General features: G+C 66.8%; 17 protein-coding genes and 1 pseudogene. 13 read left to right on the top strand and 5 right to left on the bottom strand.

The features are described 5' to 3' along the window. Positions 1–79 precede the first annotated feature (79 nt). Both msrB and D579_RS0109350 read left to right on the top strand, forming a co-directional pair. Positions 80–478, top strand: coding sequence for a peptide-methionine (R)-S-oxide reductase MsrB (gene msrB / locus D579_RS0109345; RefSeq protein ID WP_018938891.1), 399 nt, complete (start codon positions 80–82; stop codon positions 476–478). A 54-nt stretch (positions 479–532) separates the two neighbouring features. Then, a complete protein-coding gene (locus D579_RS0109350) occupies positions 533–1,732 on the top strand; it encodes an MFS transporter (RefSeq protein ID WP_018951830.1) in 1,200 nt (399 codons plus the stop codon). Positions 1,733–2,034: 302 nt separating this feature from the next. On the opposite strand, the pseudogene D579_RS15340 reads toward D579_RS0109350, so the two are convergent. From D579_RS15340 to gshA, 5 genes and pseudogenes are all read right to left on the bottom strand, one after another. Next, positions 2,035–2,241: pseudogene (locus D579_RS15340) on the bottom strand (hypothetical protein). A 375-nt stretch (positions 2,242–2,616) separates the two neighbouring features. Next, complete coding sequence (locus D579_RS0109355; protein ID WP_018951831.1) at positions 2,617–5,757, bottom strand: efflux RND transporter permease subunit; 3,141 nt, start codon at positions 5,755–5,757, stop codon at positions 2,617–2,619. Further along, positions 5,754–6,866 (bottom strand): efflux RND transporter periplasmic adaptor subunit, encoded by a 1,113-nt coding sequence (locus D579_RS0109360; RefSeq protein ID WP_018951832.1) that lies wholly within the window; start codon positions 6,864–6,866, stop codon positions 5,754–5,756. Before D579_RS0109360 ends, D579_RS0109355 begins: the two co-directional genes overlap by 4 nt. Positions 6,867–6,942: 76 nt before the next feature. Then, on the bottom strand, positions 6,943–7,959 hold the full coding sequence (locus D579_RS0109365) for a glutathione S-transferase family protein (protein WP_018951833.1): 1,017 nt from the start codon (positions 7,957–7,959) through the stop codon (positions 6,943–6,945). A 149-nt stretch (positions 7,960–8,108) separates the two neighbouring features. Then, positions 8,109–9,695, bottom strand: a complete 1,587-nt coding sequence (gshA, locus tag D579_RS0109370) for a glutamate--cysteine ligase (RefSeq protein ID WP_018169182.1) — start codon at positions 9,693–9,695, stop codon at positions 8,109–8,111. A gap of 175 nt (positions 9,696–9,870) precedes the next feature. On the opposite strand from gshA, the gene D579_RS0109375 reads away from it, so the two are divergent. The 11 genes from D579_RS0109375 (at position 9,871) to D579_RS0109425 (ending at position 17,762) form a co-directional block, all read left to right on the top strand. Then, positions 9,871–10,728, top strand: coding sequence for a helix-turn-helix domain-containing protein (locus D579_RS0109375; protein WP_018951834.1), 858 nt, complete (start codon positions 9,871–9,873; stop codon positions 10,726–10,728). Positions 10,729–10,869: 141 nt separating this feature from the next. Then, on the top strand, positions 10,870–11,958 hold the full coding sequence (locus D579_RS0109380; protein ID WP_018951835.1) for a class I SAM-dependent methyltransferase: 1,089 nt from the start codon (positions 10,870–10,872) through the stop codon (positions 11,956–11,958). Between the two features lie 152 nt (positions 11,959–12,110). Beyond that, positions 12,111–12,251, top strand: a complete 141-nt coding sequence (locus D579_RS15235) for a hypothetical protein (RefSeq protein WP_018951836.1) — start codon at positions 12,111–12,113, stop codon at positions 12,249–12,251. A gap of 34 nt (positions 12,252–12,285) precedes the next feature. Further along, on the top strand, positions 12,286–12,738 hold the full coding sequence (locus D579_RS0109390) for a DUF302 domain-containing protein (protein WP_018144698.1): 453 nt from the start codon (positions 12,286–12,288) through the stop codon (positions 12,736–12,738). Between the two features lie 45 nt (positions 12,739–12,783). Further along, complete coding sequence (locus D579_RS0109395) at positions 12,784–13,398, top strand: hypothetical protein (protein WP_018951837.1); 615 nt, start codon at positions 12,784–12,786, stop codon at positions 13,396–13,398. After that, positions 13,398–13,919 (top strand): TlpA disulfide reductase family protein, encoded by a 522-nt coding sequence (locus D579_RS0109400; RefSeq protein ID WP_018951838.1) that lies wholly within the window; start codon positions 13,398–13,400, stop codon positions 13,917–13,919. Before D579_RS0109395 ends, D579_RS0109400 begins: the two co-directional genes overlap by 1 nt. Positions 13,920–14,045: 126 nt before the next feature. Further along, entirely contained in the window at positions 14,046–14,444 is a 399-nt protein-coding gene (locus D579_RS0109405; protein WP_026289492.1) for a hypothetical protein, read from the top strand. A gap of 355 nt (positions 14,445–14,799) precedes the next feature. Continuing rightward, positions 14,800–16,002, top strand: coding sequence for a glycosyltransferase (locus D579_RS0109410; protein WP_018951840.1), 1,203 nt, complete (start codon positions 14,800–14,802; stop codon positions 16,000–16,002). A 33-nt stretch (positions 16,003–16,035) separates the two neighbouring features. Further along, entirely contained in the window at positions 16,036–16,398 is a 363-nt protein-coding gene (locus tag D579_RS0109415; RefSeq protein WP_018951841.1) for a diacylglycerol kinase, read from the top strand. Positions 16,399–16,492: 94 nt separating this feature from the next. Beyond that, positions 16,493–17,311 (top strand): UDP-2,3-diacylglucosamine diphosphatase, encoded by an 819-nt coding sequence (locus D579_RS0109420; protein ID WP_018951842.1) that lies wholly within the window; start codon positions 16,493–16,495, stop codon positions 17,309–17,311. A 49-nt stretch (positions 17,312–17,360) separates the two neighbouring features. Continuing rightward, a complete protein-coding gene (locus D579_RS0109425; RefSeq protein ID WP_018938280.1) occupies positions 17,361–17,762 on the top strand; it encodes a hypothetical protein in 402 nt (133 codons plus the stop codon). Positions 17,763–17,839 lie beyond the last annotated feature (77 nt).

Raw genomic sequence — 17,839 nt, forward strand, 5'->3', positions numbered from 1 at the left:
GAGAACCGGGGATAAATTTCCCGGTCCACCGGAAGACCCATTCTCGGTTCGCAAACAATAGCATCAACCCGGAGATCACATGAGTTCATCCCCACGCCCGACCGACGCCGAACTGCGTGACCGCCTGACACCGGAGCAGTATCACATCGCCCGCGAGGGCGGGACCGAGCGGCCATTTACCGGCGCCTACAACAACCACAAGGCCGACGGCCTCTATCACTGCGCTGCCTGTGGCGCGCCGCTGTTCGACTCCGCGGCCAAGTTCGACTCGGGTAGCGGCTGGCCCAGCTACACGGCCCCCGTGTCCGCTGCTGCCGTCGACGAACACCGCGACCGCACTCTGGGAATGGAGCGCACCGAGGTACGCTGTGCCGCCTGCGACTCCCACCTGGGCCACGTCTTCCCGGACGGTCCGGAACCCACCGGGTTGCGCTACTGCATCAACTCGGCGGTGCTCGAGTTCCATCCGCGCGGCTGACCCAGTTACCCGAACCGGGCCATGAGGCCCGGGCCCAATGCCGAAGGGAATCTCATGCCCGGCCAGACCACCCCGCGCGAGCGCGCGAACGTCCTGATCCTTGCCCTCGGCCAGGCCCTGTTCCTGATCGCCGCGGTCACCGTGATGACCCTGAGCGGCGTGGTCGGCGAGCGCCTGGCCAGCGACCCGTCGCTGGCCACCCTGCCGGTCGCCGCGATGATGATCGGGACCCTGGTCATCACCCTGCCGGCGTCGCTGTTCATGAAACGCTTCGGAAGGCGCACAGGCTTCCTGCTGGGGGCGGGTGTCGGCGGCTTCGGCGGGGCGGCAATCGCCGCGGTCGGGGTATTCGCCGAGGCCTTCTGGATCTTCGTGCTCGGCAATCTCCTGCTGGGCGCCTACCAGGCCTTCGCGATGTACTACCGTTTCGCCGCGGCGGATGTGGCCAGCGACGCCTTCCGCCCGCGCGCCATCTCGCTCGTTATGGCCGGGGGCGTGGCCGCGGCCTTCCTCGGCCCGTGGAACGCCCACCATGCCCAGGCCCTGCTGCCACAGACGCCGGAAGCCGGTCCCTACCTTCTGCTCGGGGCACTGGCCCTGCTGGCCATGCTGCTGCTGGCCTGGCTGCGCGTACCAGCACCCCCGGCAGCAGAACGTGCCATATCCCGCCCCCTGCGCGAGATCATGCCCCGGGGCCGCTTCGTCGTTGCGCTGACGACGGCCGCCCTGGGCTACGCGGTGATGATCCTGCTGATGACCGCAACCCCGCTGGCCATGCGCCAGGCCGGCTTCGACATGGGCCAGGTCGCCCTGGTGATGCAGTGGCACGTGCTCGGGATGTTCGCGCCATCCTTCGTCACCGGCCATCTGATCACGCGATTCGGGCTTACCCGCGTGCTCGCAATGGGCAACGCCCTGGTGCTTTTCAGTGTCGCCATCGCCGCGCATGGCGAGACGCTGGCGCACTTCTGGCTGGCGTTGTTCCTGCTGGGGGTCGGCTGGAACTTTCTGTTCATCGGCGGTAGCACCCTGCTCACCACGACCCATACGGCCGGCGAAAAGGGCAAGGTCCAGGGCGTGAACGACCTGACGGTGTTCACCCTGGTCGCCGCCGGTTCGTTGCTGGCCGGTGCGCTACTGCGACCGCTGGGCTGGGATGGCCTGAACCTGGCGATGCTACCGGTGATCGCGGTACTGACCGTCGCCATCCTCTGGCTCTGGCGCGACGACGCCCACGCCCCGGAACGCGCCTGACCGGTCCATTCCCGCCGACCACGCTCGTCCTCCCGCCGTGCGGTCCGCGATCATGGCGCATCATCGGGTGTTTAAGGTGGCTTCGGTCTGCCACCTGCCATGTTGTGGCAGGCCCCGGTTCGTCATCGGTGTTTACGTGCCTTCGTCCGGCCGCCTGCCGAGCGCTGACTCGCCAGCGCGCCGCGAGGTACTTTCTTGCTTGCCCAAGAAAGTACCCAAAGAAGGGCACCCGGATTCCGCCCGGGAACCTTGCTCCAGGGCCCTCGGGCCGGCGGCGCTGAACTCGCTGCGCTGCGCTTCGCTCAGACATCCAGCGCCTTCTCCCGGCCCGAGGACCCTTCCGCAAGGGGCTCCATACGGGAGGGGAACGTCAAAACAGCAGATATTCCGGCCCCGTGGCACAACAAAAGGCACAGCCGCTCGAACACCCCCGGCGCCCGCTACGCGGGCGCGGCACGCCATGGCCGCAGGCCGAGCGTGCCGAAGATGTATGAAGACCTAGCCATTATCCGCTGGCAAGAACGCTGGGATCGCCGTTGTTTGGACCTGCCTCCCCGTTGTCGTCGCGCCGAGTGGAGAGGCTTTTCGCGGGAGAAAAGGCGCTGGATGTCTGAGCGAAGCGCAGCGTAGCGAGTTCAGCGCCGCCCGCGAAAAGCCTCGGAGCGAGGGAAACCCCGGCCCGCGCAGCGGGCCGGGGTCGCGGCAGTCGGGCGTGTTTCTTGGGTACTTCTTTGCACGAGCAAAGAAGTACCTCGCGGTGCGCTCGCGAGAGAGCGCCTGGCAGGCGGCCAGACGAAACCACCGTAAACACCAGATGACGAACCAGGCCTAGCCACAATCCTCGACGGCAGCAGTCCGCAGCCGTCTGCCGAAATCCTGAGCGATCAGGGCGAGGCGCGGGCGCCCCTACGCTCGCCATCGACGTCATCGACCTCGGCGTCGAGGTCATGCAGGCGGCGGGTCGTCGTCAGCGGCGAGGTCGTGCCGCGGGCCACCAGGCGATAGGCCGCCGGAATGACGAACAGCGTGAACAGCGTGGCGAACAGCACGCCGGAGAACACCGCCACCCCGATCACGAAGCGCGTCTCCTCACCCGGACCGGAGGCCAGGATCAACGGGATCGAACCGGCCACAGTGGTCAACGCGGTCATCAGTACCGGCCGCAGACGCATGCGCGAGGCCTCGAGGATCGCGGTATCGAAATCGCGCCCGCGATCGCGCAGCTGGTTGGCGAACTCCACGATCAGGATGCCGTTCTTCGCTGCCAGCCCGATCAGCATGACCATGCCGATCTGGCTGTAGATGTTCAGTGTCTGACCGGTGACCGTCAGCCCGATCAGCGCCCCGACCACCGCCAGCGGTACGGTCAGCATGATCACCAACGGGTGCACGAAGCTCTCGAACTGCGCCGCCAGGACCAGGAATACCACCAGCAGGGCCAGCGCGAACACGAACAGGATCGCCTCGGAGCCACTGCGCAGGTCCAGCGACTCGCCCTTGTAGTCGATCCCCGCCTCGGCCGGCAGCAGCTCGGCCGCCTTCGCGTCCAGGGCGTCCAGGGCCTCGCCCAGGGTCATGCCGTCACGCAACCCGGCGGTCAGGGTCACCGCGCGCGAACGGTTGTAGCGCTCCAGCGACGACGGACCGGCCTGCTCCTCGTAGGTCACCAGGCTGGACAACGGCACCATCGAGCCAGAGCTGGAGCGCACGTAGAGGTTGTCGATATCCCCGGGCGTGCGGCGCTGGTCGGCCAGACCCTCGATGATGACGTCGTATTCCTCGCCGCGATCGACAAAGGTGGTCACGTCGCGACCGCCCAGCACGATGTCCAGCGTGCGCCCGACATCGCGCATGGAAACGCCCAGATCCCCGGCCCGATCCCGGTCCAGACGCACGTTGAGCTGCGGCTGGGTGGGTTCGTAGTCCAGGTCCACGCGGGTCAGGCCGTCGATGCCCTCGGCGGCCTCGCGCATGATCTCGCCCCATTCCTCGAGCTGATCGTAGTCCGGCCCGGAGATGACAAACTGCACCGGCGGACCGATACGGCCACTCGAGAGCCCCTGACGCATGATCACCCGCGCCTCGACTCCCGGCATCTCGTCGATGACGCCGCGGATCTGGTTGATGACCTCCTGGCCCGAGACGTCACGGTCATCCCAGTGCTCCAGGATCGCGATCACGAAGCCGTTGTTCATCAGCTCCGAACCACCAAAACCGCGCGGCGTGCGCACCAGTGCACGGCGAATCGGGCCATCCTCGATCAACGGCTGGATGCGTGCCTCGACCTCGGCCATCTGCCGGCTCATGTACTCGAAGTTGGCACCCTCGGGGCCATCCACCAGCACGAAGAAAGATCCGCGGTCCTCCTGCGGGGCAAATTCTTCGGGCAGTTCCGCGAACAGGTACCAGCCGCCCGCCAACACGGCGGCGAGGAGCGGCAAGACCAGCCAGGAGCCCTTGAGCCCCTTCGCCAGTATCCGACCATAGCCGGCCTCCAGCGCGGCAAAGCCGCGGCCGATATAACGCGCCACGCCGGTCTCGTCGTCGCCCTTGTGCATGAGGCGCCCGGCCAGCACGGGGGCCAGGGTCAGTGCCACGATGCTGGAGAAAAACACGGCAATGGCCATGGCGATGGCGAACTCGGTGAACAGCCGGCCCACCGTGCCGTCGAGGAAGGCCAGCGGCACGAATACCGCGATCAACACGGAGGTCGTCGCGACGATCGCGAAGCCCACCTGCCCGGCGCCGCGATAGGCCGCCAGCAACCCCGGCTCGCCGCGCTCGATGCGCCGGTGGATGTTCTCCAGCATCACGATCGCGTCATCCACGACCAGGCCGACCGCCAGCACCAGCGCCAGCAGGGTGAGCAGGTTGACCGAGAATCCGAACAGGCTGATGCCGATGAAGGCCGCGGTGATCGCCACCGGGACGGTGACCGCCGGGATCAGGGTCGCGCGCCAGCTGCCCAGGAACAGGTAGATCACGAACACCACGGCCGCGGTCGCCACCGCCAGGGTGATGTAGACCTCGCGGATCGCGCCTTCGATGAACACCGATTCGTCGTAGGTGGTCACCAGCGAGGTACCCTCCGGCAGGGAGCCCTGCAGGCTGGCCGCCATGGCCTTCACGCCGTTGGCCACCTCCAGCACGTTGGCGTTGGACTGGCGGATGATCCCCAGCCCGATCATGTCCTCGCCATTGCCGCGGAACTCGCTGCGCTCGGTATCCGCCCCCACGTTCACCTCGGCGACATCGCCCAGGCGCACCAGTTGTCCGCCCTCGCCTCGCTTCAGCACCAGACCGGAGAAATCCTCGGGCGTGCGGTACTGGCGTTCCACGCGTACGGTGAACTCGCGCTCCAGCGAATCCAGGCGCCCGGCGGGCAGTTCCACGTTTTCCTGCTGCAAGGCGTCAGCGATGTCGGTCACGGTCAGCTCGCGCGCGGCGAGGGCCTCGCGGTCGACCCAGATGCGCATCGCGTAACTGCGGGCGCCGCCCCGGCGCACCAGCCCCACGCCATCCACTACCGAGAGGCGGTCGATCAGGTTGCGCTCGGCGTAGTCCGCAAGCTCCAGCGCATCCATCGTGGTGCTGGCAAGGTTCAGCCACAGGATCGGGTTGGAATCAGCATCCGCCTTGGTCACCTCGGGCGGGTCGACTTCGTCGGGCAGATCGCCCAGTACCCGGCTGACCGCCTCGCGCACGTCATTCGCGGCGGCGTCGATGTCGCGACTCAGATTGAACTCGATGGTGATGCGCGAGCGCCCGTCCTCGCTGGAGGACTGCATGAAACGGATCCCCTCGATCCCCGCGATGCGGTCCTCGATCCGCTGGGTCACCTCGCGCTCGATGATCTCGCCACTGGCGCCCGGATAGATGGTGTCCACCGACACCACCGGCGGATCGACATCGGGATACTCGCGCAGAGGAAGGCTGTCGTAGGCGATCAGGCCGAAGGTGATCAGCAGCAGGTTGAAGACAATCGCCAGCACCGGCCGGCGATTGGCGACGTCCGAGATAATCATGTGTCGGCCCCGGCCTCGCCGTTGCCGTTATCGGAATCCGGTACGCGCGGCGGGAGCACACGCACTTCGCGCCCGTCACGAACCCGCGAGACCCCTTCGGAGACCACGGTATCCCCCGGCTCCAGGCCATCCAGCACCTCGGCGTAGCCCGGGTCGCGGCGGCCAATACGGATGCGCATGCGCTCCACCGTGCCGTCGTCGCGCAGCCGGAACACGAAGTGCTGATCGGCGACCTGCTGGATGGCACCCTCCGGCACCCCCGGGCGTTCGACCGGGTCCAGCGGCAGACGGATGTTTACCAGCATGCCGGGGCGCAGCAATAGATCGGGATTCTCGACCAGGGCGCGCACGGTCAGGGTACGGGTAGCCACGTCCAGACGATTGCTGACCGCGGCAACCTGCCCCGCGAACTCGCCGCCCGCACTGCGGCCCGCCACCTCCATGCCCAGGTCGATAGCTGAGGCGTGGCGCTCGGGGACGGCGAAATCCACCTTGACCACCGATACGTCATCCAGCTCCACAATCGCGGTACCCGGGCTGACTAGCGAGCCGGGGCTGACCTGGCGCAGGCCCAAACGGCCGGCGAACGGGGCCCGGATCACCCGGTTTGCCACCCGGGCCTCTGCCGCCGCCACCCGGGCCTCCGCCTCGTTCAGCCGTGAACGCTGCTGATCCACCTGCTGTTGCGTGACCACGCCATCGGCCACCCGGCCGCGCACGCGGTCCAGTTCGCGTCGAGCGTCGTCCACCTGCACGCGGATCTCGCGCAGGGCCGCGCGTTCTTCGTCGGCGTCCAGGCGCACCAGCACGTCGCCGGCCTCGACCGTGTCACCGTCGTCGAACAGGATCTCGACCACACGCTCGGTCACACTCGCGGTCACCACGACCGACTCGTTGGCCTCTACCGTGCCCAGGGATTCAACCATGGTTTCGAAGGTGCGCGGGGCCACCTCGCGGACCCGCACCGGCGTGCGCTCGTCACGTTCGGACGCGGCCGGGGCACCGGCCCCATCGTCTCCGGCGCCCTCCTCGGGACCGAACGCCAACCAGGCCGCGGCCACCAGCGCCGCGACCAGGACCAGCCCCAGAAACCCACCTATCGCCTTCACTTGCCTCCCCCCCGACACGAATGCGGCCCGGCAAAGTGCCGGGCCACGGTTCTCTGTGCCAACAGTGTAACGACCGTCACGCCTCGCCCGCGTTCCGAAGCGCCGCCGGCAGAGCACCCAGCGGGCGCCGGTGCGGCGCGTTGTAGTCGATCACCGGACCCTTGGGCACGATGCCCGAGGGGTTCAGCATCGGGTGGCTGCCGTAGTAATGCGCCTTGATGTGATCCATGCGCACGGTCTCGGCTACGCCCGGGCGCTGGTACAGCATGCGCAGGTAGGCGGAGAGATTCGGGAAGTCCAGCAACCGCTGACGATTGCACTTGAAATGGCTGTAATACACCGGATCGAAGCGCAGCAGCGTGGTGAACAGCCGCCAGTCGGCCTCGGTCAGTCGCTCGCCGACCAGGAACGGCTGGCGTGCCAGGCGCTCCTCCAGCCAGTCCAGGGTGTCGAACAGACGGTCGAAGGCCGCCTCGTAGGCCTTCTGGCTGGTCGCGAAGCCGCTGCGATACACCCCGTTGTTCACGTTCTCGTAGACCCGCTCGTTGACCGCATGGATCTCCTCGCGCAGATCTTCCGGATAGAAATCCAGGGTGTTGCCGGTAATGCCGTCGAACGCGCTGTTGAACATGCGCACCATGTCCAGCGACTCGTTGTTCACGATGCGGTCGGTCTGGGTATCGAACAGCGCCGGCACGGTGATGATGCCGGTGTAGTTTGGATCGGTACGGGTGTAGAGCTCGTGCATGTAGCGCGAGCCGTGCACCCGGTCCCCGGTGCAACCGTCGCAGCCATCAAACGACCAGCCGGCGTCACCCATGTAGTGGTGCACCACCGAAACCCCGATATGCGGCTCCAGACCCTTCAGTTTGCGCAGGATCAGCGTGCGGTGTGCCCAGGGGCAGGCGTAGGAGACATACAGGTGATAGCGCCCTGACTCGGCCGGATAGCCGCCGTCACCCATCGGGCCCGGCGAACCATCCCTGGTGACGTAGTTACGGTACTGCTGGTCCTGGCGCACGAACTCGCCGCTCTCGTCCGACTCTTCTTCCAGCCAGCCCTCGCGCAATTCACCGTTGATCAAAAGACTCATGCCATGCTCCTGCCGTCTGTGCCCGGCACCGAATGCGCGCACGCCTCAACGGCTGAATGTATGTTATAGCCCGATCATCCCATCGATTTTATCGAAGATAAATCGCGTTAAATGCGGTCGACCGTTCTACAAAATCGAACGAACTCGATTCAGGAGGCCCGCAGGGTGCCGTCGAAATAGCGCGTCAGGAAGGTATCGAAGTCCAGCTCGTCCGCCTGCTCGATGGCCGCCTGATCGGCCAGGCTCTCGCGGGCCAGGGCCTCCAGCGTCTCGGCACGCGGCAGCGGCCCGTTGAAGCGAAAGGCCTCGCGGTGCTGGGCCGACAGGCGGCGTGCGTAGGAGTAGAACCCCTCCTCGCGCGCCATCATGTCTTCCAGCATGCGCGCGGACGGGGTCAGATCCGCCTGCTCGACCTTGCCCCACTGCTCACTGAGCGCCCGGCGGTAGGGGTCACCCGGCAATTCCTGATCCAGGACGGCCGCCACCGGTCGCATCAGCGCCAGCAGCTCGCGCGCCCAGGCCTGGAGCGCAACGCTCTCGCCCCCCCGACGCAGCTCGAGGCCCGGGCGACGCCCGTAATGCGCGACGTCCAGCAGATTGCGGTCGATCGCGTCCAGCTCGCCGTCGGCCAGCAGCGGGCTCGGCTGCAGCAGACAGGCCAGCGCGAACACCTCGAGAAAACGCAGCTGGGTCTCGTCCACCCCCAGCGGGTGCTGAGCGTTGATGTCCACCGAGCGCAGTTCGACGTATTCGATGCCCCGCGCCTCCAGGGCGTCGGTCGGCTTCTCGAAACGCTCCAGCGGCTGCTTGGGCCGCACGGTGGAGTAGTACTCGTTCTCGATCTGCAGGATGTTGGCATTCAGCTGGCGATACTCGCCATCCACCTTCACCCCGATGTGCTCCCACTCGGGGCTGGGGGTATTGATCGCACAGCGCAGGGAGTCGACATAGCCGGCCAGCGAGTTGTAGTCCGCCTTGATGCCGGTGTCCGCCTCCTTGCGGTTGGTATAGCCGATATCGCCCATGCGCAGGCTGGTGGCATGCGGCAGATAGGAGGTGTCGTCGTCGAAGTCCTCCAGCACCGCGCCGTGGCCTTCGAGAAAGGAGTTGCAGACGGCCGGCGACGCCCCGAACAGATAGGGCACCAGCCAGCCAAAGCGCAGCAGGTTGCGGATCATCCCCATCATGCGCTCGTCGCGGAAGGCGCGGCCGTCGGGCGCACCGAGCACCTCCGCCAGGGCCGGCCAGAATTCCGGGCGCGGGGAGTAATTGAAGTGGACCCCGGCGATCACCTGCATCTTGCGTCCGTAGCGATGCCCGAGACCGATGCGGTAGACGGTCTTCATGCGCCCGGCGTTGGAGGCACCGTACTGCGCGACCGGAATCGCATTGTCATCGGCCGTCACACAGGGCATGGAGGTCGACCACAGGGTCTCGTCGCCGACGTTGGCGGCGGCGAAGGCCTGCAGGTCGTGCAGGAAGCCGAGGGTCTCGCGTACATCCTCGAACGGCGGCGTCACCAGTTCCAGCAGCGCCTCGGAGTAATCCGTGGTGATGTATGGATGCGTCAGCGCGGATCCCAGCGCGGCCGGGTGCGGCGTAAGCGCCGGCGAGCCTTCCGGCCCGACCCTCAGGGTCTCCTTTTCCAGCCCGATCTGCCCGTGCAACCCGACACCCGCCAGCGCCTCGGCCAGCTGGTGCGTCAGATCCTGCAGCTTGCGCTCGTCCGTACTCACGTGATGGTAACCCTGCGGTCATCGAAACCCGGCGAACATACCCGAATGCAACGCCACGGTCACATACGACCCGGCGCGGTCCGCGAGGTTCGTGCGACGCCTGCACCGCAAGCGGTTCCCAAATGGCCTATAACAAAGTTGCGGGGTACACGGAATGCTGCAACGTTCATCCAGCATGCTCGACTTCTTCGCCCGGGGACGTGACGCGCCGTTCCTGGAGGAGGCCCGTGCGCGACCCGATCTCCCGGTGCCGATGATCGAGAACGCGCACCCGGCCGGCCACCTGAGCACCCCGCCAGTCTGCGAACTGATGCTGAGCCAGTCCGTGGGCACCCCCTTTCGCTACCACTGTGACATCGGGGCCGGTCCGTTCTCCGGTTGCGCCGGCCCGCGCGAATTCGTGGTGATCGCCCCGCAGGTCGCGGGACGCTGCCATATGCGGGACCCGGCACGCATGCGGTTTTTCGGCATCCCGCCCGAGCTGGCCCGGGACTGCCTGGAGCGCGCCCCCGGCGATCCGCTGGACTTTGGCCACCTGCATACCCGCCACCACCGGGACCCCCTGATCACCCAGGCCCTGGATGCCCTGTGGCAGGAGATGGACCGCGACGACCCGGCCGCGCAACTGTTCGTCGAGAGCATGCTCGCCGTTCTGGTTGTGCGCCTGGCCCGCATGGCCGAACACGACCGGGACCTGGACAGGCGCCGTGGCGGCCTGGCACCGCACCAGTCGGCACGGGTGATTGACTACATGCAATGCCACCTGGATCAGCGCATCACGCTGCGCGATCTGGCGGCCCTGACCGGACTCTCGCCCTGGCACTTCGCGCGCGCCTTTCGCGATACGCACGGCCTGCCACCGCATCGCTATCTCACCCGCCTGCGCGTGGAGCACGCCCGCGACCTGCTGACCCGAACATCACTGAGCATCACCGAGATCGCTGCCGCGACCGGGTACTCCCCGCAACAGCTGGTCCGCCATTTCCGCCAGGCCCTGGGTGTCGCCCCCGCGGCGTACCGGCGCCTGCATTAAAAGCGGATCCATGCGCCCCTGAACTCCACCGCAAGATTCGCCCCACCCCCGCAAGATCGTGACCGCCCGCAAGGGCTTCCCCGCCTAGGCTCGAAGTAACGCCGACACCCGGCCCGGCTTGTCCTGGCGGAGGTCCACTGCATGTCGTCAGCCCCGGAATGCCTGTCACCCCCATCTGCCGCCGAGGACTTCGGCGAGCATCTGGTCAGCGTGCTCAACCACGGCGCGCTGTGCCTGACCCTGTCGATCGGGCACCGCACCGGGCTGTTCGACCACATGCGCGACCGGCCACCCGCCACCTCCGGCGAGATCGCCGCCGCCGTGGGCCTGAACGAGCGCTACGTACGGGAATGGCTCGGGGCCATGGCGACCGGCGGCATCGTCACGGTGGATGCGGATGGCCCACGGTTTGCCCTGCCCGCGGAACACGCCGCCTGCCTGACGCGCGCGGCAGCGGCCGACAACCTGGCCGTGTTTGCGCAGTACATCGGCCTGCTGGGTGGGGTGGAGGACACGATCGTTGCGAAATTCCGCACCGGCGGTGGCGTGGGGTACGAGCACTACACGCGCTTCCACGAGGTGATGGCCGAGGACAGCGGCCAGTCCGTACTGTCGTCACTGGAAAGCGACATCCTGCCCCTGGTTCCGGGCCTGACCGACCACCTCGAGCGCGGCATTCAGGTCCTGGATATCGGCTGCGGCAGCGGGCGCATCCTCAACCAGTTGGCCACGCTTTACCCGCACAGCCGGTTCACCGGCCTGGACCTGTCCACAGAGGCTATCGAGCGCGCCCGTGCCGAGACACGCGCCACCGGGCTGGGGAACGTCGAATTCATCCAGGCCGACGCGGCCGAACTGGATCGGCATGTGGCCGCGCAACAGTTCGCGCTGATCACCACCTTCGATGCCATCCACGACCAGGCCGACCCGCTGGGCGTACTGACGGGCATTCACCGCGCGCTCGAGTCCGAAGGCATCTACCTGATGCAGGACATCCGCGGCTCCGGACAGATTCATGGCGATCTCGAGCATCCGCTCGGACCCTTTCTCTACACCATCTCCTGCATGCACTGCATGCCGGTATCGCTCGCCCGGGGCGGACCCGGTTTGGGCGCGATGTGGGGCGAGCCCAGGGCACGTGACTACCTGGAGCGCGCCGGCTTTCACGACATCCGGGTCCACCAGCTGGTCCACGACCCTCAGAACAACTGGTACGTGGCCACCCGTTAACGACGGCGCGAGGAGGACTCATCCATGACCGGAGCCAATCCCTACGAACGCCTGGGCAGCAAGGCAGCATCTTCGACGAGGGCAACACGGATGCATCTGCAACGGCACCGGCGGCCTGCAGGGACCGCGACAGGCTGACCATCCATCGCGGCATGAACATCCGCGAGGAGGCGTTCGCCGCCGTGGTCGACGACCTCGCCGAGACCCTGGACGGACTCGGGATTGGGCAGCGCGAAAAGGAAGCGCTGCCGATGATCTCCGGGTCACTGAAACCGGAGATCGTTCGCGTCTGACGCGCCTGCACCCACCCACCTGGAGGACACGATCATGAAAACACTCACACCCATCGCCGCCTTCACGCTGGCCACTGCACTGGCGCTGTCCGCCCCGCTGGCAGCCACCGAGCCAGACGACCACTTCATCATCCGCGACTGCGAACAGTCGCGCGCGGACCTGGCGGGGGCGATTCGCGAATACGCCGAAAACGAGGAGGACTGGATCTTTCTGGCCGAGTTCGACCTGGCGGGCGGTGACATCACCGCGCTCAAGGTCTGCTACCTGCCGCTGGGACCGGACATCCTGGATGCCGGGCTGCATGTCGGGGCGATGATGCCCTGCGGCCACATCGGCCTGTACGAGGAGGACGGGGGCACGAAACTGTCCATGCTGCACCCGAAGTTCATGACGACGCTGCAGCCGCACCCGAGCCTTGAACGTGCCGTGGAAAACGCCGAGCCCGCCTTCGAGGCGCTGCTGGATCATGTCCTTGGTGGGTCGTAGGGACGCCGCGCCAGGCCACCCCGTCGGTTTGCCACGAGGCGCCCAATGCCCGGCCCAGGGTTGACGGTCGTCGCATGGACGCTTCTGACTCTGGCAGGGCTGGCCCTTCCGGGCGGCACCGGGACGGCGGAGGAGATGCAGGTGCATACCGACCCCGACAGTGGGCTGATGACCTGGCACTGGCAGGGCGGGGGGCTTTCGCTGGAACTCGCACAGCGGCTCCCGGACCAGACCCGCGCGTTCTTCCTGGGCCGCGGGTTCGACACCGAGGATGCGACGTTCATCGCCGGCCACTGCGTGTTTCAGGGCGTCCTGCGCAATACCGACCGCAGCGCATCGGCCACCGTGGACCTGCGCCAATGGCGCAGCCAAACGCCCAACGGGGCCGCGCGACCGCTCCCCAACCGCGACTGGCAGGACGAGTGGGCGAGCCGGGAGGTTCCGGAAGTAGCCCGCATCGCCTTTCGCTGGGCCTTGTTCCCTGGCGAACACCGGTTCCAGCCCGGCGACTGGCTGATGGGCATGATCGTCTTCAAGCATCCGCCCAGCACGACATTTGATCTGACCGTGCACTGGCGGCAGCAGACGACCCCGCGGCAGTCCACCCTGCCCGATCTGCGCTGCGCCGGGGAACCGGAACGGGACGAGGCCGAACCATGATGAACCGGCGCCGCTTCCTGACTGCAGTCCCCGGTGGCCTGCTCGGCCTTTCGCTGCGGCCCGTGTGGGCGGAAGCCACGCACCTGACCGCGCTGGATCCACGCCCCAAGGGTCCGCCCCTGGCACTGGAGGACATCGATGGGCAGCACCACCGACTGGAGGACTATCGCAGACGTGTGGTGGTGGTGAACTTCTGGGCCACCTGGTGCCCACCCTGTCGCGACGAGCTGCCGTCGTTGCAACGGCTCTGGGAGCAGTTGCGCGATGCGGGCCTGGTGGTGCTGGGCGTGAACGTGGGCGAAGACGCCGATCGCATCTTCTTCTTTACCGCCGACTACCCGGTCGATTTCCCTCTGCTGCTGGACCAGGATTCCGCCACCATCGACCGCTGGCCGGTTCGCGGCATCCCCACCACGTTCATCATCGATCCCGAGGGCCGCATCGCCTACCGCGCCATCGGCGCCCGCGACTTCGATCATCCACGCCTGCTCGAGCGCCTGCGCGTCCTCGGGCTCGACTGACAGCCCGCTGCAGCGCCCATGGCGCTTTCTGCGGGGCGGCAGCCTTCCCGGATATCGCGGCCGCCCGGTATCCCGATGCCGGCCGATCTTGTAGATTAGCAATCCCTAATAATCAAGGGATGAGACGTGGAGTCGTCCGGAGAACACCATAGCTGGGAGGACCGGGGCGTGGATGCGCTACGCGCGCCCGCGACCTGGCTGTTCGTGCTGGGGCTCGTGCTCGGTGCCGCCGCCGTGCACTGGGGCGTCGAGCGCCCACCGGCCGAGGGGGCGTTGATGGTCACGGTGCACAATGACAGCGACGTGCTGATCCAGGCGATCCACTTCGACTTCGGCCACGACCTGTCGGAATCGAGCATCCGCGAGGGCCAGCTCCGCCCCGGGGAACACCGGCGGGTGGCACTGAACCATGTCCCCGCAGCCGGCTTCAACATGGAAATCCGCTACGCCGACGGGCAGGTACAGGAGTTTTGCGCCAACCGCAGCGTGGAAGGCTGGGAACAGGAAGTCCGGGTCTACCGCTAGGGAGACGCCGCCCCGTTGCCCCCACTCCTGCAGGGCTGCGGATCGGTCTCCGGCAGCCAGCCTACAAGACGCGCTCCTCAACCCGCATCCGGGCAGCACCACCCCGGCGCATGGCCATAGTGGCGGCAATCCCCGTCCTCCAGGATCACCCGCGCCACCGCGACCGTCAGCACCGAGTCGTCGGGGAACCGAATCCCTGGCGCGGATCGTCACCCGATGACATCCCCGACCATCGCACCGATCATTACGGCTTTCCTTGCAACATTTCCGCAAGATCTGCGCCATCACACGGTCATGCACATGGACCAGACTTCGGGACTCGAGTCCCGTGACAGGTGCCGCCGTGCACATTCTGATGCTGAGCGATGTGTACTTTCCCCGGATCAATGGGGTCTCCACCTCGCTGTACAGTTTCCGCTCGCAGCTGCAACAACTCGGTCATCGCGTCACGCTGGTGGCCCCGGCCTACCCTGGACTGAGCGCCCACCCTGGCCCCGCACCCAACGACCCGGACCTGATCCGCATCCCATCGCGCTACCTGATTGTGGACCCGGAGGATCGCATCCTGAAGGGCGGCCTCATCCGGAGGTACCTCCAGGAAGCAGGCATCGAACACACCGACCTGATACACATCCACACGCCCTTCGTGGCGCATTACGCCGGACTGAATCTCGCCCGACGCTGGCAGGTCCCGGTGGTGGAGACCTATCACACCTTCTTCGAGGGGTACCTGCAGCACTACCTGCCATGGCTGCCCGCCGCCTGGCTGAGGGCCTTCGCGCGCCGCATATCGCGCAGCCAGTGCAATGCGGTGGACCGGGTGATCGCCCCCTCCACCGCGTTGCGCGAGGCCCTGCTGGACTACGGGATCAAGACACCGATTGTCCGCCTGCCTACCGGCATCGATCCGGAGGCCTGGACCGGGGGCGACGGACACCTGTTCCGAACCGAACGGGACATCCCCTACGGTCGCGAAATGCTCGTGCATGTCTCGCGCATCGCCTTCGAGAAGAACATCGGCTTCCTGCTGAAGATGCTGCTGCATCTGCGCGAGCAGCGCCCCGACATCCTGCTACTAATCGCGGGCGAGGGGCCGGCCAAGGACGCCCTGCAGCGCCAGGCCGAGCACATGGGACTGGAGGACAACCTTCACTGGTGCGGATACCTGGATCGTGCCTCATCGCTTGTCGACTGCTACCGCGCCGGGCACGCCTTCGTGTTTGCCTCGGCGACCGAAACCCAGGGGCTGGTGCTGCTGGAGGCCATGGCCAGTGGACTGCCGGTCGTGTCCACCGCGCACCTGGGGACCGTCGACATCCTGACCGCAGAATCCGGCGCCGAGGTCACCCCACAAGACCCCGCCGCCTTTGCCGAACGGGTCGCAGCGGTTCTGGACGACCCCGACCGCCAGCGGGCGATGCGCGACGCACATGGACGGTGGGTGCAGCAATGGAGCGAACGCCGCATGGCCGAACAACTGCTCGCCCTGTATCAGGACCTGGCAGGCACCCCCCATACAATCAGTGGCCCGCACCCAGCGCCCGGCCGATCGCACTGACCCCTTTCTCAACCGATTCTCGGGAACACGACCATGGCCAACAGCGGCGCAACCGGTATTGACCGCATCCTGCGCGCCTTCGTGTACTCGTGGCGTGGCCTGCGGGCAACCTTTCGTCATGAGGAGGCCTTTCGCCAGGAACTGATCCTCGTGGTGCTGCTCGCGCCGCTGTCGCTGGTCGTTGGCGACACTCCCACCGAGCGGGCCCTCCTGCTCGGGAGCCTGTTCCTGATCCTGATCATCGAGGTACTGAACTCCGGCATCGAGGCCACCGTGGACCGCTTCGGGCCGGAACAGCACAAGCTTGCGGCGCGCGCCAAGGACATGGGCTCTGCCGCGGTCCTTCTCGGTTTCCTGCATGCCGCCGTGATCTGGCTGCTGATTGTCTGGCCCTGACGGGACCCGCTCCATCACCCAATTGTCATCCGCTCGCCACCAGCCGGTCACTGCACAACGCGATGCTGGCGGCACGCCTCAGCGGGAGTATCCGATGGCCACCCTGGATTGCCGCACCCTGTTCTTGTCCGACCTGCACCTGGGCACCCGCGAGTGCCGCGCGGACTACCTGCTGGACCTGCTGCGCCAGGTCAACTGCGACCGCCTGGTGCTGGTCGGCGACGTGTTCGACCTCTGGGCCATGCGTCGGCGCATCATCTGGAACGCAACCCAGGCGGCCGTCGTCGAGCAGGTCCTGTCCCTCGCGCTGCACGGAGTCGAGGTCATCTACATCCCCGGCAATCACGATGAAGTGGTGCGGGACTTCGTCGGTTCCGAGATCCGCGGCGTACGCATCGAACGCGAACTGGTGCACTGGACGGCCGACGGCCGCCGCTTTCGCGTGACCCATGGCGACGAATTCGACGGAGTCGTGCGCCACAGCCGGCTAGTGCACTGGCTCGGCGATGTGGGCTACAACATGCTGCTGCGTGGCAGCCGCTACCTGAATACCATCCGCAGCCGCCTTGGCCACCCGTACTGGTCGCTATCCGCGTGGCTGAAGACCCGGGTCAGCCACGCCGCCCGAGAATACATCCGCCGCTTCGAGCATGCGGCCGTCACCGCCGCACGCAAGGGTGGCTTCGACGGCTGTATCTGCGGCCACATCCACAAACCCAACGTCGAGTCCTTCGGCGATGTCCTCTACTGCAACGACGGCGACTGGGTCGAACACTGCACCGCATTGGTGGAGGACCGCGCCGGCAACCTCAGCCTGCTGCACTGGTCCGATCATGGCACTGTGCAACACGCGAAGACGGACACCCCCGCGGTCAATACACTCGATCTTGATTCGCTCCTGGCCAAACGATAGGTAGGCGCCTGTCACCGGGCTGTCATGGCCCTGTAGTACCGTGGACACAATGAACGAATCGCGATCACGCCACTGGGCAGGGGCCGGCGCCGACCTGCTTCTGCTGCTGCAATCCATCGAGAACAGCGAACAGGCCCAGCGCCTGGCGCGCGTGGCCGGCTGGGTGCTGGTGTTTGCCGGGGTTGTGGTGGTGATGCTGGGTGTCCTGGTGCAGCACACGCCCACCATGCTCGAAGGCACGCTGGTCGCCCTGCTGGCACTGGTGGGCGGCTGGCTGCGCAGCCGGGTCGCCGCCACACTGCTGATGCTGCTGATGGCACTGGGGCTCGCCACCGGCCTCGCGGTGGGCGCGGCAACCGGTGGACTCCTGCTGCAAGTCGCACTATTCGGCGTGGCCCTGCGCATGGTCGAGGGCAGCTTTCGCTTTCGCAAGTCCGTCACAACCCAATAGGCCTTATTACGAGGCAGCGAAGCACGAGGGGTCGAAGCACGTTAAGAGGCATTGGTGGCGCCGGACAGCGATTGCTT

The sequence above is a fragment of the Thioalkalivibrio sp. AKL12 genome (genome assembly GCF_000377925.1).
Lineage (GTDB): Bacteria > Pseudomonadota > Gammaproteobacteria > Ectothiorhodospirales > Ectothiorhodospiraceae > Thioalkalivibrio > Thioalkalivibrio versutus.

Excerpts from the sequence above, each read along its gene's own strand:
- msrB (WP_018938891.1), top strand. The coding sequence starts at position 80 with ATGAGTTCATCCCCACGCCCGACCGACGCCGAACTGCGTGACCGCCTG.
- D579_RS0109350 (WP_018951830.1), top strand. The coding sequence starts at position 533 with ATGCCCGGCCAGACCACCCCGCGCGAGCGCGCGAACGTCCTGATCCTT.
- D579_RS0109355 (WP_018951831.1), bottom strand. The coding sequence starts at position 5,757 with ATGATTATCTCGGACGTCGCCAATCGCCGGCCGGTGCTGGCGATTGTC.
- D579_RS0109365 (WP_018951833.1), bottom strand. The coding sequence starts at position 7,959 with ATGAGTCTTTTGATCAACGGTGAATTGCGCGAGGGCTGGCTGGAAGAA.
- D579_RS0109375 (WP_018951834.1), top strand. The coding sequence starts at position 9,871 with ATGCTCGACTTCTTCGCCCGGGGACGTGACGCGCCGTTCCTGGAGGAG.
- D579_RS0109380 (WP_018951835.1), top strand. The coding sequence starts at position 10,870 with ATGTCGTCAGCCCCGGAATGCCTGTCACCCCCATCTGCCGCCGAGGAC.
- D579_RS15235 (WP_018951836.1), top strand. The coding sequence starts at position 12,111 with ATGAACATCCGCGAGGAGGCGTTCGCCGCCGTGGTCGACGACCTCGCC.
- D579_RS0109390 (WP_018144698.1), top strand. The coding sequence starts at position 12,286 with ATGAAAACACTCACACCCATCGCCGCCTTCACGCTGGCCACTGCACTG.
- D579_RS0109395 (WP_018951837.1), top strand. The coding sequence starts at position 12,784 with ATGCCCGGCCCAGGGTTGACGGTCGTCGCATGGACGCTTCTGACTCTG.
- D579_RS0109400 (WP_018951838.1), top strand. The coding sequence starts at position 13,398 with ATGAACCGGCGCCGCTTCCTGACTGCAGTCCCCGGTGGCCTGCTCGGC.
- D579_RS0109410 (WP_018951840.1), top strand. The coding sequence starts at position 14,800 with ATGCTGAGCGATGTGTACTTTCCCCGGATCAATGGGGTCTCCACCTCG.
- D579_RS0109415 (WP_018951841.1), top strand. The coding sequence starts at position 16,036 with ATGGCCAACAGCGGCGCAACCGGTATTGACCGCATCCTGCGCGCCTTC.
- D579_RS0109420 (WP_018951842.1), top strand. The coding sequence starts at position 16,493 with ATGGCCACCCTGGATTGCCGCACCCTGTTCTTGTCCGACCTGCACCTG.
- D579_RS0109425 (WP_018938280.1), top strand. The coding sequence starts at position 17,361 with ATGAACGAATCGCGATCACGCCACTGGGCAGGGGCCGGCGCCGACCTG.